This is a genomic window from Virgibacillus halodenitrificans (genome assembly GCF_001878675.1).
Lineage (GTDB): Bacteria > Bacillota > Bacilli > Bacillales > Amphibacillaceae > Virgibacillus_Q > Virgibacillus_Q halodenitrificans.
This window is the reverse complement of record NZ_CP017962.1, coordinates 363,427-378,169: the sequence shown is the minus strand read 5'-3', so window position 1 is coordinate 378,169 and position 14,743 is coordinate 363,427. Positions and strand designations below refer to the sequence as shown.

The window sequence follows — 14,743 nt, the reverse complement described above, 5'->3', positions numbered from 1 at the left end:
CAGGGAGTCAGACCCTATGTTTTTTCGGAATACTTACTAAAATTATAAAAGGGAGTGATTACCATTAGTGCAATTGAGGAAATATTCCCCGCTCTTATGAAGGGGATAAACATAACAATCACGGTTCTTATCGCCTCAGCCTTTTTCGGCTATTTGTTTGCGTTTATTGCTGGACTATGTCGTCTCTCAAATAATATCGTACTCCGAAAATTTACTGGCTTCTATGTAGAAATATTCCGTGGTACCTCACTTATAGTTCAATTATTTTGGCTTTATTACGCAATTCCAATTTTGTTCGGCATTGATTTAGGTAGTGACTGGTGGGCTGGTGTTATTGCTATTGCATTAAATTACGGAGCATATATGTCAGAAATCGTACGTGGTTCTATTCTATCCGTCGCCAAAGGACAGTCAGAAGCTGCTACTGCTTTAAACATGTCTCGATTTCAACGCATGCGGCTCGTTATATTTCCACAAGCAGTGCGAATGATGCTTCCAGAATTCGGAAACTATCTCATTCAGATGCTTAAAGCAACTTCTCTCGTCTCCTTAATTGGATTACATGATATTTTGTATTACGGAGATATTTTACGAAGTTCAAATTTATCACAGGCACCAATCGTATATTTACTCGTACTTGTATTCTATTTCATTCTTGCACTTCCGTTAATATTTTTAACGCGGAAAATGGAGAGCATTTCTAAGAAAGGGGTTGCTAGCTAATGGAAAATTGGAGCTGGGATGTCTTTTTAGATGCCTTCCCTATTGTTCTACAAGGCTTGGGTATAACAATTGGATTAACACTTACTTGTTATCTGTTTGCTCTTATATTTGGGTTTGTTTGGATTTTCCTACGAAGGGTCCCTTTTAAACCGCTAAACTGGATTGTCACTTGGATTATGGAATTTATCCGATCCACCCCACCACTTGTTCAGTTATTTTTTATTTATTACGCATGGCCAATGGTTCCTGGAATTGGCATGACCTTAAGTCCATTTACCAGCGCTGTACTTGGACTAGGAATTCACTTTAGTACGTATATTGGTGAAGTATATCGTTCCGGGATCGATGGTGTAGACAAAGGCCAGTGGGAAGCTGCTCGAGCATTAAATTATCCTACTGGAAAGAAGTGGACGAAAATAATTTTACCGCAAGCAATTCCACCAACTATTCCTATGCTGGGAAATTACTTGATTATCATGTTCAAGGAAGTACCTTTAGCATCTACAATTGGGGTTGTGGGTATCTTGCATATGGCTAACAGCTATGGTTCTCAATACTGGACATATTTAGAACCGCTAACAATAGTAGCTATATTGTTCTTAGTATTAAGCTATCCTTCTGCTATCCTGATTAACAAGCTGGAAAGAAAAATGAATCGACGATTTGATAAAAAAGAAGCGTTAAAAAGTAGTGAAGGAGCGATCACATAATGACAGAACCTATTGTTACATTTAAGGATGTTCATAAATCATTTGGAGATGTAGATGTATTAAAAGGAATTGATTTAGAAATAAAGCCGGCAGAAAAGGTGGCAGTAATTGGCCCGAGTGGTTCCGGAAAAACGACCATTATTCGAATGCTGATGACATTGGAACAGCCTACTTCAGGAGATATATTCGTAGGCGACCAAAATCTATGGAAAATGGAAAAGAATGGTGAGTTTGTTGCGGCAAATGAAAAGCATCTTCGTGAGGTACGAGGAGATATTGGTATGGTCTTTCAGCATTTCAATCTATTTCCTCATATGACCATTTTGGAGAATTGTATGACGGCACCTATTCATGTAAAGAAAGAAGCAAAAAAGGTAGCTCGGCAACGATCCATAGAAATGCTTGAAAAAGTTGGGCTTGGAGATAAACTGGATAACTATCCAAGTCAGCTCTCAGGTGGGCAAAAACAACGTGTAGCTATGGCAAGAGCACTGGTCATGCGCCCAAAGGTCATGCTGTTCGATGAAGTGACCTCTGCTTTGGATCCCGAATTGGTTGGAGAGGTGTTAGAGGTAATTCGCGACATTGCTAAAGAAGGAGAAATGGCAATGATCTTAGTAACTCATGAAATGGACTTTGCTTTGGATGTGGCAGATAAAGTGCTATTCCTTGATGAAGGCGTGATAGCTGAGCAAGGTTCCGCAAGCGAAGTCATCGAGCATTCTAAAAACGAAAGACTTCAAAGCTTCCTGCACAGATTCAGAAGCTAGACATAAGGCAGTACCTCCTTTTGAGAGGTACTGCCTTTATCTGTAACTGGATAGATTACAGGGAGCCTTCTTTGAAAAGAAGAACGCCCCACCATATATATGGAAGCTAAATTTTATAGTCCCCTAAGAACTAAAAAACTGTGTCCGCATATCCATACGCACACAGTTTCTATTTCTATTAATTTAAATCTTCTCCAATAATTTTCACTTCACGTTCTAAAGTCACGCCAAACTTATCTTTCACTGTGGCCTGTACGTGGTGGATTAAATCAATGTATTCACTAGCAGTGGCTTCACTTTTATTTACGATAAAGCCGGCATGCTTCTCGGAAACTTGTGCCCCTCCTATTTGTTGTCCTTGAAGGTCACTATCCTGTATTAGTTTTCCGGCAAAATATCCAGGTGGCCTCTTAAATACACTTCCACAGGAAGGATACTCCAATGGCTGCTTTGATTCTCTTTTAAAGGTCAAGTCATCCATAATTGCCTTAATCGCTTTGTACTCTCCTTTTTCCAAAGAGAAGGTAGCTTCTAAAACAATATAACCATTATCAGGAATATTACTGGTACGATAATCCAAATCCAGTTCTTCCGCTGTTAAGGTTAAAAGCTCCCCATCTCGATCGACAACCTTTGTACTAACTAAAACATCCTTTATTTCCCCACCATATGCACCAGCATTCATGAACAAAGCTCCTCCAACAGAACCAGGGATTCCACAAGCAAATTCCAAACCACTTAGTTCCTCTTTTAGAGCCTCTCTGGATACATCTATAATCCTTGCTCCACTCTGGGCAACGATGGATGTTTCATCTATTCGAATTGCAGTTAATTTTTTCAGATTCATTACAATACCGCGAATCCCGCCATCTTTTACAATTAAATTAGATCCATTTCCAAGAAGCGTAAACTTTACTTCCTGATGGTTGGCAAGCTTCACAATTTCCTGTACTTGTTCATATGTCTCTGGTGTAACAAGAAAATCAGCTTTTCCACCAAGACGTGTATACGTATGATTTCTTAAAGGTTCATCTACCATAACGTTCTTTGGTGGCGTAACCTCCGTTAGTTTCTCATACAAATGACGATATTCTGCCACTCTTATCATTCCCTTAAAATTATTCCTAACTGTAATTAATCATCTTCTACATTGTAAGTTATTGCTCTCGATCTTGCCACAAAAAAGAGTGAATTAATTGATCGATTTGAACGTTTTCGTGAAGAGCACTATGACCAAGTTCCGGGTCTTCAATAACTACTTCTTCTAATTGATTACTTGGTATAATACTTCGTAATGCGTGTACACTTTCTGGGACTGCCACGGTATCGCCTGTACTGGCAATACTTAGAACATTTATGCCTTTAGGAAACTCACCTTCTCTTAATCTCTTGAGCGCGTTTGATTGAGGCTTTAAATCTTCTGCAGCAGGATCATGGTGTATCCGAAAATAAGCATCACTGTAAATACCATCATATGGACTTCCAATGGTAACAAAATTAGCAACCGATGGGTATGCTTTTTCATTATATTCCTTGATATACTTTAACGAGACAATTCCTCCCATCGAATGTCCCACAAGATTAACCTTTTCTACTTCATATTTTTCTTTTAATTGCTGTAAAACAGAGGCTAACCAAAACGATGTCGTAGCAAAGCTTGCTCGGTTATTTTGAAAAACCACTTGAATAAAGGTTGGTTCTTTTCTACCTTTATTTAAATTATGTTCCTCCACTTTTCCTGAGGCTGATACATAATAGACAATGGCCTTGTTTCCCCAATTATATTTATTTTCGAATCGGTTTAACATAAAGTCAAAGGAATTAGCTGTCCCCTTATATCCGTGTACAAAAACGGTGGGGATTCCAGGTTCATATTCGGATTGCGTATTATCTGGAACATATAATAGGAAAACAACTCCTACTACGGCAAGGCTTATGAATGTAATTCCTGTTAGTTGCTTTTTCTTCAAAGACATTCCTTTTTTACACACCTTTTTGCAATGTTTTCTGTTTTAAAATAAACCATGTAAAATAACCAGCTACGGCTAATAAAAGTAACTTCACTGCTAGCAAAGGAATGACGAATATTACTGTATAAGACATAGATATCCATATTAAAAGGATACTAATAATTTTTGCTTTTAGGGGAATTCCTTTTCCTGAACGGTAATTCTCGATATATGATCCAAAATATTTATTAGTTATCAGCCAATTATATAATTTTTTAGAGCTTCTAATATAGCATGCCGCCGCTAACAAGAGTAACGGTGTAGTTGGAATGAGCGGCAAGACGATTCCAATAATCCCGATTGCCAAGGAAAGAGACCCAACGATAACCAATAACGTCTTTTTAAAATAATCCATTTGCATCACCAGCTCTAAAATGTAATCCCCTTTAGTATATCATTTTAAACGTGCCTCCACCTAAGTGAAACGACAAATATCCGAACATTTTCCCACGTAGGCTGTTTTAATTCCTTGAGAGAAGTCGATGACGGACATTACACATGAATAAACTTGTTCCAATGTCCTTCATGATCTCATTACAGTCGTTAAATAATTTTGTTCTAAAATTTATAAATCAAGCTATATTAGTTCGTCAATACGATGAAACTCAGGCTCTTGGTTGGTAAATGTTACTACATATTTAAAACCTACAGACTCTAAAAGCTGCAATCCTTCCTTTAATTCATAGCCTACTGTGCTTTCTACATGAGAATCCGAACCTATGGTTATGATTTCTCCCCCACAATCTTTATATAACTTTAAAATATCTGGACTGGGCATTCCACTTTCAAGCCCGTATCGAATTCCTGAGCTGTTTAATTCGATTCCTTTTCCTTCTGAAACAATAATGCGAAAAATCTCGCGAATAATTTCATGAAAATTTCGTTTGCTCTTTTCTTTTGTATAACGCTTCACCAAATCAAGGTGACCAAGTACACTATAATGCGAATAATTTTGCACACAATAAAGCAGTTCCTCATAATACAGCTGATAGGCTTCCTCAATTGTTTTGCCACTAAAAAATGCTCCGGAATGTAGATCTTTCTTATCGGCAGTGTGCATGGAACAAATCATGAAGTCATAACTGTTTCTACTAATTAGTTCATTATACTTTTCAAGTAAATGAGGCTGTACTCCAATCTCTATACCCTTCTTTATTTTAATTTTGTCTGCATATATTATCTGCATCTCTTTTATTTTTTTATCATACGCTTCCTGGTTAAAATCAAAAACAATGGACGGATCTGGATATTCATAATCAATATGTTCTGTAAATGCGATTTCTTTAATACCTGATTTAATTGCCTGCTCAATTGTTTTTTCCATTGGTGTCACACAATCTGCTGAAAAATTACTATGAATATGAAAATCAAACATTATATTTCTCTCCCCCTAGGTTGACATTTTAGTTATTAATTATTAGAATACTATATAACTTTACTTAGATAAAGTAATAAAGCGATAAAGTAATGAAGTGGAGGAAGCTGCAAATATGAAATCTTATGTTTACCCTGCCAGCGTCAGAAATAGTATGGAAGACTTTCTGGTTCGAGAAGAGCTTGTAACAAAACTTAAAAATCGCTTTACTACCTATGGATATAATCAAGTACGTACCCCAGCATTTGAGGATTATGATATGTATTCCCTCGTAAGTGGGACGGTTAAAACAGATGATATGATCAAAGTTATTGATTCTACAGGACAAGTGCTTGTACTGCGACCAGATGTTACTACTCCTATCGCTCGGATGGCTGCATTGGAAGAAAACACAGTTGGTGGCAATCTCCGGTATTTCTATGTTTTGGATGTCTTTCGTCAAGCAAATGATGAAAGCAGGCAGAAGGAGCATACACAAGCTGGGGTCGAATGTCTTGGCGAAAATCCTCCAGAAGTGGATGCGGAAGTAATTATGCTGGCTATTCATACCCTGAAAGATCTTAAATTTCCAAACTTTAAAATAGAAATTGGTCATGCTGGTTATTTTAAGGAATTAATGGAACAAGCTGCATTTTCAAAACAAGAAACAGAGCAACTGCAGACACTTATCCAATCCAAAAATTTGGCAGAGATCGAACCTTTTCTGAATCGATTTTCTCTTAATGAGGAGATTAAAAGAGCCATAATGGCCATCCCGTTATTACACGGGGACCCTAATCAGATTATGAAGCAGGCTAAAAAGTATGTGATAAACGAGGACATGCAAGCTACCTTGGAAAACCTTAGTGAAGTAATTAAATTACTAGATATGTATGGAGCTAGAGAATCTGTATCTTTAAATTTGGGTTTAATAAACCATATGAATTACTATACAGGGGTAATTTTTCAAGGATTCATAGATAAAGTGGGAAAACCTATACTCATGGGAGGCAGGTACGACCATCTTGGAGAACAATTTGGAAAAACACTTCCTGCAATTGGTTTTGCATTTCATTTTGATCTCCTTTTGCAAGCATATGAACAGAATAAGTTGGATGCAACAAACATGGAAGAAGATGTTTTTCAACTTTACTATGATGATAACCATCAAGAAAACGCTCTATCTGCAGCATGTATTTTACGGAACAAAGGTTATCGGATTCTAACGTTCCCCCTCAGTAAATGGAAGAATGATCACCAACCAACCTCAAAAATAATTATGATGACAATAGAGAAAAAACAAGCGCAAACAAAAGCAGGCGAGTTTGAATTCAAGAATATAGATGAGCTTATTTCCTTTTTGAGCTCTGGAAAGGCGGGTGTGTAAGTGGAATCAATAACGTTAGCCTTGGCTAAAGGACGAACTGCCAAAAGCACAATTGCATTACTGGAAAAAATGAATATTGAATTTGAGGATTTCCACGAAGATAGCAGGAAACTAATTTTTTATAATAACGATAAATCAATCAAACTATTATTTGTTAAAGCAGTGGATGTTCCAACTTACGTAGAAAAAGGAGCAGCTGACATAGGCATTGTTGGAAAAGACAATATTTTGGAAGCACAAGCAGATGTATATGAAATGTTAGATTTACAAATAGGAAAGTGCCAATTTGTAGTTGCTGGCAAACAAAACACAGAGCTTGGGACAAATCAAACACTTACCATTGCTTCAAAATACCCTAATATCACAAAAAAGCATTTTCAAAAAAAGAGGCAAACAGTGGAAACCGTTAAATTAAATGGTTCCGTGGAATTAGCGCCCCTTATCGGTCTAGCTGACTTCATCGTAGATATTGTTGAAACTGGTACGACATTAAAGGAAAACGGCTTAGTTATATTAGAAGAGGTAGAAGCCATTAGTACGAGACTAATTGTTAATAAAGCGAGCTTTGCTACAAAATCTGCTTCTATTCAGCTATTTATTGAGAAGCTGAAAGAAGCCTTGGAGTGAACTTATATGGAAGTGATTACTACAGAAACATTCTTACAACAAAAAAATACACGTTCTACGCAGCTTGATGTCCAGCTCGATGACGTAGTTCAAGAAATCATCCGAGAGGTCAGAGAGAAAGGTGATCGTGCATTGTACGACTACACAGAAGCCTTCGACAGTGTCAATCTGGAAAATCTGATTGTTTCGGAGAGGGAATTTAAAGAAGCAAATGACTTGGTCACTGATGACTTTCTGTCTGCTTTAATACAGGCTAAAAGCAACATTAAGGATTTTCATGAAGCCCAAAAGGAAAAATCATGGTTTTATACGAAACCGGATGGCATTATGCTCGGACAAAAGGTCACCCCTCTGGAAAGGGTCGGCGTTTATATTCCAGGCGGAAAAGCCGCTTACCCATCGACCGCATTAATGAATATTATCCCTGCGCAACTGGCTGGCGTAGAGGAAATAGTTATCACTACCCCTCCTCAGCCTAATGGTAAGGTAAATCCATATGTACTGGCAGCTGCCAATGAACTGGGGATACAAACAGTGTATAAAATAGGTGGTGCTCAGGCAATAGCAGCTTTGGCTTATGGAACGGAAACAATTAAAAAGGTAGCAAAAATTGTAGGTCCGGGTAATGCCTATGTAGCACGTGCAAAAAAATGGGTGTACGGTGATGTTGCGATTGATATGATCGCTGGCCCCAGTGAAATATGTATTTTTGCCGATAAAAGTGCTCCGCCAAGTTATATTGCCGCTGATTTGCTTTCACAGGCAGAGCATGATGAATCCGCAACATCTATATGCATAACTTCAGATCGGGAAGTAGCTAATAAGGTTAACTCCGAGATAGAAAAACAAGTACAACAGTTAGAAAGAAAGGATATTATACAGAAATCCTTAGAGTTAAATGGACGGATTATACTTGTAAATGATCTAAGTGAAGGCTTTGAATTAATTAATTCCATTGCGCCAGAACATCTTCAATTAATGATTGAGAATCCAATGGATAACCTTCATGCAATTAAACATGCCGGGGCTATTTTCCTTGGTAATTATTCTCCTGAACCACTTGGTGATTACTTTGCAGGACCAAATCATACACTTCCAACAAATGGAACTGCAAAGTTTTCTTCTCCATTAGGAGTTTATGATTTTGTAAAACGCTCTAGCATTATAAATTACTCTTCATCGGCATTAGACAAAGCTACGAATTCTATTATTAAGTTAGCCAATACCGAAGGATTAACAGCACATGCTAATTCGATTGAAATAAGAAAGGGGAAACGTTAATGCGTACGTATAAAATTGATCGAAAAACAACAGAGACGAATATCTCCCTGGAGCTTCAGTTAGATGGAACAGGGGACTCCAAAATACAAACAGGCATTGGTTTCCTTGATCATATGCTCACTCTCTTTACTAAGCATGGATTGTTCGATCTTCAATTAAAATGTGATGGCGACTTAGAAGTGGATCAACACCATACAGTTGAAGATATTGGAATAGCATTAGGGCAGGCGTTCACCAACTCCCTCGGTAATAAAGAAGGAATTACCCGATATGCTGCAGTTACCTCACCTATGGATGAAGCATTGGCGACTATCTCCTTAGATATAAGTGGGCGCTCCTTTCTCGTTTACCATGTTGATGGACTAAAAGATAAAGTTGGTAACTTTGATACAGAGTTAGTGGAAGAGTTTTTTCAAGCTTTTGCAAGTAACGCAAAACTAACACTCCATATAAACCTCGAATACGGGAAAAACTCCCATCATATTATTGAAGCTATTTTCAAGGGGTTTGGACGTGCTCTTGATCAGGCAAGTCAAATTAATCCTAGAATTAACGGGATACCATCAACAAAAGGCATACTTTAACAGGAAGGATTTGATCATAATGATTGCAATCGTCGATTATGGAGCTGGCAACATTAAGAGTTTGCAGTTTGCTTTAAAGAAGCTAAATATGCATTCATGTGTTACTACGGACGCAACACAAATAAGAAACAGTGACGCTATTATCCTCCCTGGGGTAGGAGCATTTAAGGATGCTATTAATGAACTGCAACAGTCCGGTTTAGCAACAACCTTAAAAGAAGAGGTCTCTAACGGAAAGAAGCTTTTAGGTATTTGCCTTGGTATGCAATTATTCTATGAAAATAGCTATGAGGATGGAGTTTGGGAAGGACTGGGTCTGCTTAAAGGTAACGTAAAAAAAATGAATGATACGGTCAAAGTTCCACATATGGGATGGAACACACTAACAAAACATCGTAACAGTCCCTTGTTAAAGGATACAGTAGAGGAAGAATATGTTTATTTTGTCCACTCTTATGCTGTTCAGGATTATCAGCAGAATACACTCGTATCCAGTACCAATTATGGAGGAATTGTACCAGCAATTGTCCAGCAGGATAATGTAATAGGAATGCAATTTCACCCGGAAAAAAGCGGCGAAGCAGGGATACAGCTATTAAGAAATTTCAAGGAGTTGATTGGATGATTTTATTTCCGGCAATTGATATAAAAGATGGAAAATGTGTGCGACTTACCCAAGGTGACTATAACAAAGAGAAGATCTACAGTGATTCCCCTGTTTCGATAGCTGAACAGTGGCAACAGTCAGGAGGAGAATTCATACACATCGTGGACCTTGATGGAGCTAAAACCGGAGAATCTATAAATAAACCGATTATTGAAGAAATTGCAAAGACGATTACGGCACCAGTTCAAGTTGGAGGAGGGATTCGTTCATTAAACACTATCGAAACCTATATTAATGCTGGTGTAAAGCGTGTAATCATTGGTACTGCCGCTATTCATGATAAAGATTTTTTACGGAAAGCTGTTACTGAATACGGGAATAAAGTAGCCGTTTCCATTGATGCAAGAAATGGTTATGTTGCAACTGATGGCTGGACAAAAACCAGTAAAGTCAAGGCAGTTGATCTGATAAGAGAGTTAGAGGAAATCGGTATTCAAACTATTATTTATACGGACATTTTAAAAGATGGTATGCTGCAGGGCCCAAACTTTGAAGAACTTGAAACAATCAATAAGGCAACCTCTACTAATATAATTGCTTCAGGCGGAGTAACTACAAAAGAGGATATTAACAAGTTAAATAATCTGCAGCTCTATGGTGCCATTATTGGTAAAGCGTTGTATGATGGCAGCCTATCATTAGAAGATTTAGTTGGTGATCCATATGCTCGCTAAACGAATTATCCCATGCTTGGATGTAGATAAAGGAAGAGTAGTTAAAGGGAAAAAGTTCCAAGATATTCAAGATGTTGCAGATCCTGTATCTTTAGCTAAAAAATACAACGAGGATGGGGCAGATGAGCTTGTATTTTATGACATTACGGCTTCCAATGAAACCAGGGATATTTTCATTGATGTGGTAGAAAAGGTAGCAGCTGAAGTTGCTATTCCATTTACAGTCGGCGGTGGTATCCGTGCAATAGACGATTTCCATAAGGTTCTTCGTGCAGGTGCTGATAAGGTTTCTATAAATAGTGCTGCTGTAGACAATCCCAGACTCATACAAGAAGCAGCTTGGAAGTTTGGTAGCCAGTGTGTGGTTTTGTCTATTGATGCAAAAGAAAATAAGGATGGAAATTGGACTGTGTATACAAATGGCGGGAGAATAGATACTGGTTTAGACGCACTGGAATGGGCAAAACGTGGAGAAGAACTTGGTGCAGGCGAAATTGTAATAAATGCCATTGACACAGATGGAGAGAAAAATGGATACAACCTCTCCCTAACACAGGCAATTGCTCAATCAGTCAATATCCCAATTGTAGCCAGTGGTGGCGCAGGTAAGTTAGAGCACTTTCAAGACGTATTGCAGCCCGACGTGGCAGATGCTGCACTTGCTGCATCGGTATTTCACTATAATGAGATTTCAGTATCCCAATTAAAACAGTTTTTAGTTGAAAATGGAGTTCCTGTTAGGAAAAGGAGAGTGACACCATGGAAATAAACACTAGCCAACTAAATTTTGATGATAATGATTTAATAGCAGCTATTGTCCAGAATGCAGAGACTGGTAAGGTGCTGACACTTGCCTACATGAATAAAGAGGCATTACAACGAACAATAGAAACAAAGGAGACATGGTTTTACAGTAGAAAAAGACAGCAATTGTGGAACAAGGGAGAAACATCCGGAAATAAGCAACAAGTAAAAAAAATTACTTTTGACTGTGATGCAGATGCTTTATTAGTACAGGTAGAGCCTTTGGGACCAGCTTGTCATACTGGTAGCGAAAGCTGTTTTACAAACGCATTGTATCAGCAGGAGGAAGTAAATCACAACGTAATACCTGACTTAGTTTCACGCATTCAAAAGCGCAGGAATAATCCAAAAGACGGCTCCTATACTACTTATTTATTTAACGAAGGGATAGATAAGATCCTAAAGAAGGTCGGCGAGGAAGCGAGCGAAGTAATCATTGGAGCAAAAAATAATGATAAACAAGAGGTCACATGGGAAATTGCTGATCTTACTTATCACTCACTTGTATTAATGGAATTACTTGGTGTATCCATCTCAGATATAAAAAAGGAATTACGCAAAAGGCATATTCAAAAAGAAGGTGGCAAGGATGAGTAAGTTTTGGAGTGAAGCAGTAAAAAGAAGTTCTCCCTATGTACCTGGAGAACAGATGAACGTATCCAATTTAATTAAACTCAATACAAACGAAAACCCTTATCCGCCCTCTCAACAAGTAAAGGAAGCAATACAGTCAGAAATAGACACTAACCTTCAGCTTTATCCTTCCCCAACTGTAGATGATCTTAGGGAGGAGCTTGCTACCACTTATCAATTGAATAAAGATCAGGTATTTGTCGGAAACGGGTCAGATGAAGTGCTAGCCTTCTCATATATGGCTTTTTTTGACCCAGGTAGAATTATACGATTTCCCGCTGTCTCCTACAGCTTCTATCCTGTCTATGCAAAGCTTTTTGATATTCCATATGAAAAGGTTGCATTAAACCGAGATTTCACCTTGCCTGTCGGGAAATTTTTCCAAGCGGATGGTGGGGTTATTTTCCCAAATCCGAATGCTCCTACAAGTATTTATTTAGATCTCCAAGCTATTCGGGAAATTTTAGATAATAATCCCGACTGTGTCGTCATTATTGACGAAGCATATATTGATTTTGCTTCGGCATCCGCAGTATCACTTATTAATACGTATGAAAATCTGCTTGTTATCCAAACCTTTTCTAAATCTCGCTCACTTGCTGGATTAAGAGTAGGTTTTGCGTTAGGAAACAAGCAACTAATTGAAGGCCTAAACAGAATAAAGGATTCTTTTAATTCTTATACAATAGATCGTCTGGCAATTGCAGGGGCAAAAGCTGCATTAAAAGACACTACTTATTTCGATTATACAATAACAAAGATAAAGCAAACTCGTGAATGGGTAACTTCGGAAATGAAAAAAAGAGGGTTTTGTGTCCTTCCCTCTTCTGCCAATTTTATTTTCGTCACACATTATAAAGAAGCTGCGGAAGATCTATATAAATGGTTTAAGGAAAATGGAATTCTGATTAGATATTTTCAAAGTCCAGGTATTGATAATTACTTACGTATTACAATTGGAACAGATGAACAAATGAGGGCCTTCTTTGAGAAGCTGGATTATATATTAGAAAAGAAAAATTCAAAAGAAGCATCAGCCAATAATTAGCTGATGCTTCTTTTAGTATTAAATCATTTTTTCAACTTCTGCATCTTCTTTTAGTTTTTTCACTTTCTCTTGTAGCTTCTTAGATGTTTTGTCCTTTTTTAATTGAGATTTAATAGGTTCTTTTACTTCTTTAAGTTTACCTATTTCTTCGTTTTGTTCCTTGATCTTATTGTAGTATTCTTCGATTTCTTTGTCTGTTACCTTAACATCGATCTCAGAATCTATATACTTTTGGGTTACAAGATCATTTGCTAACTGATTTTTAAAGTCTTCTTCCGACATCTTGAACTGTTTTAATACTTTTTTCAGTTGGTCGCCATTCTGCTCTTTAATTGTGTCAAATTCTTTTTGAACTTCTTTATCTGTTACTTCTAACCCTTTATCCTTTGCATCATTACGAATCAGCTTTTGCTCAACAATCATATTAAGTGTCTGGTCTTTCACTGCAGTTACATCACTTACATCTTGACCGAATTGAGCCATTTGCATTTTTATTTGCATATATAATGGATTATAAGTTTCCCCTTTAATTTCTTCCCCATTAATGCTGACAACCGGAGTCTTTTCATCTACTTTTTCTTTTTCAGTTACTTCAACATTTTGCTCTTGTGGTTGAGCTTGTTCTTCCGTTTTATTCGCAGATTGTTGTTCATCTTTTTTTGCATTTTCTTCTTCATTATCTCCACATGCTGCCAATACTATCGTAAACGTTAGGGCCACTAACACCATTATAATTTTCTTCATCTAATTCCCTCTTTTCTTTAGTAGGTAGTTACATTCAAACATATATCATGTCCACATTTCAAGTAGGTAAAACAGCCAATTCTCTCTGGACATAAGGCGGTGACTGGTTTCAATAGGGTTAATAACATTTCGGTAACAAAACATGAGCCCCATTCCGTATCTTTGCCACAAAATGCTTGGTTCTAAGCTTTTATCACTTATACAGAGGTATACACCTTTTATTCCTTGCGTATTTGGAAGAAACTGCGAACTAACTAAGAATATAGAGACTGCGTAAATCACCGCTACGGGGAAATATTCCGCTTTCCGCGGGCGGCTGATGAGCCTCCTCACGCTACGCGTTCCGGGGTCTCATCGAGGCCTCTCCTCCCGCAGGAGTCTCCATATTTCCCCTTCGCTACTATTTACTATAATATCTAAGAAGAAAAGTTAAGTTCGCATACACCCAGAATGAGCTGTGTACGAATTGATTGGAGTGTAGGGTGGCGACTCCTGCCGGAATAGCATGAGGCGAAGACCCTGGACGTAGCGTAGCGGAGGAAGCGGCTGAGGCCATGCCGGCGGAAAGCGTCCGCCTGAAACGCAAATCAATGGGTGCTTCCTCTGTAAAATGAATTACTCCATTCTCCACAAGTTACTTCGCATTTCATCTATAATATGAATTAATCCTTCGTTTACATTTCAGAGTGATGTATATAGAAAAAGAGCAGCTCTGTTTTAGAGCCACT

At 37.9% G+C, this 14,743-nt stretch carries 17 protein-coding genes; 12 read left to right on the top strand and 5 right to left on the bottom strand.

Going from position 1 to position 14,743, the window contains the following annotated elements; translation table 11 throughout:
* Positions 1–96: 96 nt before the first annotated feature.
* From BME96_RS02025 to ehuA, 3 genes are read left to right on the top strand one after another with little or no spacing between them, the layout of a single operon-like run.
* Positions 97–723 carry an amino acid ABC transporter permease gene (locus BME96_RS02025; RefSeq protein ID WP_019379001.1) on the top strand — a complete coding sequence of 209 codons (627 nt, stop codon included), beginning with the start codon at positions 97–99 and terminating at the stop codon, positions 721–723.
* Positions 723–1,433: an ectoine/hydroxyectoine ABC transporter permease subunit EhuD gene (ehuD, locus tag BME96_RS02020; RefSeq protein WP_019379000.1), complete on the top strand. Its 711-nt coding sequence runs from the start codon at positions 723–725 to the stop codon at positions 1,431–1,433. The genes BME96_RS02025 and ehuD overlap by 1 nt, the downstream gene beginning before the upstream one ends.
* Complete coding sequence (ehuA, locus tag BME96_RS02015) at positions 1,433–2,203, top strand: ectoine/hydroxyectoine ABC transporter ATP-binding protein EhuA (RefSeq protein WP_019378999.1); 771 nt, start codon at positions 1,433–1,435, stop codon at positions 2,201–2,203. The genes ehuD and ehuA overlap by 1 nt, the downstream gene beginning before the upstream one ends.
* A 178-nt stretch (positions 2,204–2,381) precedes the next feature.
* Here ehuA and murB read toward each other — a convergent pair whose 3' ends face one another.
* From murB to BME96_RS01995, 4 genes are all read right to left on the bottom strand, one after another.
* Entirely contained in the window at positions 2,382–3,311 is a 930-nt protein-coding gene (murB, locus tag BME96_RS02010; protein WP_033354207.1) for a UDP-N-acetylmuramate dehydrogenase, read from the bottom strand.
* 49 nt (positions 3,312–3,360) lie between these two features.
* Positions 3,361–4,179: an alpha/beta fold hydrolase gene (locus tag BME96_RS02005; protein WP_060681842.1), complete on the bottom strand. Its 819-nt coding sequence runs from the start codon at positions 4,177–4,179 to the stop codon at positions 3,361–3,363.
* Positions 4,180–4,186: 7 nt separating this feature from the next.
* Complete coding sequence (locus BME96_RS02000; RefSeq protein WP_026041503.1) at positions 4,187–4,567, bottom strand: YbaN family protein; 381 nt, start codon at positions 4,565–4,567, stop codon at positions 4,187–4,189.
* 222 nt (positions 4,568–4,789) lie between these two features.
* Positions 4,790–5,587, bottom strand: a complete 798-nt coding sequence (locus tag BME96_RS01995; protein ID WP_071648144.1) for a histidinol-phosphatase HisJ family protein — start codon at positions 5,585–5,587, stop codon at positions 4,790–4,792.
* A gap of 115 nt (positions 5,588–5,702) precedes the next feature.
* Between BME96_RS01995 and hisZ the strand changes: the two genes are divergently transcribed.
* The 9 genes from hisZ to hisC are packed head-to-tail and all read left to right on the top strand — an operon-like array spanning position 5,703 to position 13,271.
* Positions 5,703–6,953: an ATP phosphoribosyltransferase regulatory subunit gene (gene hisZ / locus BME96_RS01990; RefSeq protein WP_071648143.1), complete on the top strand. Its 1,251-nt coding sequence runs from the start codon at positions 5,703–5,705 to the stop codon at positions 6,951–6,953.
* Positions 6,954–7,580 (top strand): ATP phosphoribosyltransferase, encoded by a 627-nt coding sequence (hisG, locus tag BME96_RS01985; RefSeq protein WP_019378993.1) that lies wholly within the window; start codon positions 6,954–6,956, stop codon positions 7,578–7,580. It begins immediately after the preceding gene.
* Between the two features lie 6 nt (positions 7,581–7,586).
* A complete protein-coding gene (gene hisD, locus BME96_RS01980) occupies positions 7,587–8,861 on the top strand; it encodes a histidinol dehydrogenase (RefSeq protein ID WP_019378992.1) in 1,275 nt (424 codons plus the stop codon).
* Positions 8,861–9,445 carry an imidazoleglycerol-phosphate dehydratase HisB gene (gene hisB, locus BME96_RS01975; RefSeq protein ID WP_071648142.1) on the top strand — a complete coding sequence of 195 codons (585 nt, stop codon included), beginning with the start codon at positions 8,861–8,863 and terminating at the stop codon, positions 9,443–9,445. The genes hisD and hisB overlap by 1 nt, the downstream gene beginning before the upstream one ends.
* 19 nt (positions 9,446–9,464) lie before the next feature.
* The gene (gene hisH / locus BME96_RS01970) at positions 9,465–10,070 is read left to right on the top strand and encodes an imidazole glycerol phosphate synthase subunit HisH (RefSeq protein ID WP_071648141.1); all 606 of its coding nucleotides are present in this window, start codon (positions 9,465–9,467) and stop codon (positions 10,068–10,070) included.
* The gene (gene hisA / locus BME96_RS01965; protein WP_071648140.1) at positions 10,067–10,786 is read left to right on the top strand and encodes a 1-(5-phosphoribosyl)-5-[(5-phosphoribosylamino)methylideneamino]imidazole-4-carboxamide isomerase; all 720 of its coding nucleotides are present in this window, start codon (positions 10,067–10,069) and stop codon (positions 10,784–10,786) included. The genes hisH and hisA overlap by 4 nt, the downstream gene beginning before the upstream one ends.
* A complete protein-coding gene (gene hisF / locus BME96_RS01960; protein WP_071648139.1) occupies positions 10,776–11,555 on the top strand; it encodes an imidazole glycerol phosphate synthase subunit HisF in 780 nt (259 codons plus the stop codon). Before hisA ends, hisF begins: the two co-directional genes overlap by 11 nt.
* Positions 11,546–12,187: a bifunctional phosphoribosyl-AMP cyclohydrolase/phosphoribosyl-ATP diphosphatase HisIE gene (gene hisIE, locus BME96_RS01955; RefSeq protein ID WP_071648138.1), complete on the top strand. Its 642-nt coding sequence runs from the start codon at positions 11,546–11,548 to the stop codon at positions 12,185–12,187. Before hisF ends, hisIE begins: the two co-directional genes overlap by 10 nt.
* Entirely contained in the window at positions 12,180–13,271 is a 1,092-nt protein-coding gene (gene hisC, locus BME96_RS01950) for a histidinol-phosphate transaminase (RefSeq protein ID WP_060681849.1), read from the top strand. Before hisIE ends, hisC begins: the two co-directional genes overlap by 8 nt.
* A gap of 18 nt (positions 13,272–13,289) precedes the next feature.
* Here hisC and BME96_RS01945 read toward each other — a convergent pair whose 3' ends face one another.
* On the bottom strand, positions 13,290–14,015 hold the full coding sequence (locus BME96_RS01945; RefSeq protein WP_019378985.1) for a SurA N-terminal domain-containing protein: 726 nt from the start codon (positions 14,013–14,015) through the stop codon (positions 13,290–13,292).
* Positions 14,016–14,743 lie beyond the last annotated feature (728 nt).

Bases quoted from the DNA above. Each gene is read 5' to 3' on its own strand.
- BME96_RS02025 (WP_019379001.1), top strand. From the start codon at position 97: ATGAAGGGGATAAACATAACAATCACGGTTCTTATCGCCTCAGCCTTT.
- ehuD (WP_019379000.1), top strand. From the start codon at position 723: ATGGAAAATTGGAGCTGGGATGTCTTTTTAGATGCCTTCCCTATTGTT.
- ehuA (WP_019378999.1), top strand. From the start codon at position 1,433: ATGACAGAACCTATTGTTACATTTAAGGATGTTCATAAATCATTTGGA.
- murB (WP_033354207.1), bottom strand. From the start codon at position 3,311: ATGATAAGAGTGGCAGAATATCGTCATTTGTATGAGAAACTAACGGAG.
- BME96_RS02005 (WP_060681842.1), bottom strand. From the start codon at position 4,179: ATGTCTTTGAAGAAAAAGCAACTAACAGGAATTACATTCATAAGCCTT.
- BME96_RS02000 (WP_026041503.1), bottom strand. From the start codon at position 4,567: ATGGATTATTTTAAAAAGACGTTATTGGTTATCGTTGGGTCTCTTTCC.
- BME96_RS01995 (WP_071648144.1), bottom strand. From the start codon at position 5,587: ATGTTTGATTTTCATATTCATAGTAATTTTTCAGCAGATTGTGTGACA.
- hisZ (WP_071648143.1), top strand. From the start codon at position 5,703: ATGAAATCTTATGTTTACCCTGCCAGCGTCAGAAATAGTATGGAAGAC.
- hisD (WP_019378992.1), top strand. From the start codon at position 7,587: ATGGAAGTGATTACTACAGAAACATTCTTACAACAAAAAAATACACGT.
- hisB (WP_071648142.1), top strand. From the start codon at position 8,861: ATGCGTACGTATAAAATTGATCGAAAAACAACAGAGACGAATATCTCC.
- hisH (WP_071648141.1), top strand. From the start codon at position 9,465: ATGATTGCAATCGTCGATTATGGAGCTGGCAACATTAAGAGTTTGCAG.
- hisA (WP_071648140.1), top strand. From the start codon at position 10,067: ATGATTTTATTTCCGGCAATTGATATAAAAGATGGAAAATGTGTGCGA.
- hisF (WP_071648139.1), top strand. From the start codon at position 10,776: ATGCTCGCTAAACGAATTATCCCATGCTTGGATGTAGATAAAGGAAGA.
- hisIE (WP_071648138.1), top strand. From the start codon at position 11,546: ATGGAAATAAACACTAGCCAACTAAATTTTGATGATAATGATTTAATA.
- hisC (WP_060681849.1), top strand. From the start codon at position 12,180: ATGAGTAAGTTTTGGAGTGAAGCAGTAAAAAGAAGTTCTCCCTATGTA.
- BME96_RS01945 (WP_019378985.1), bottom strand. From the start codon at position 14,015: ATGAAGAAAATTATAATGGTGTTAGTGGCCCTAACGTTTACGATAGTA.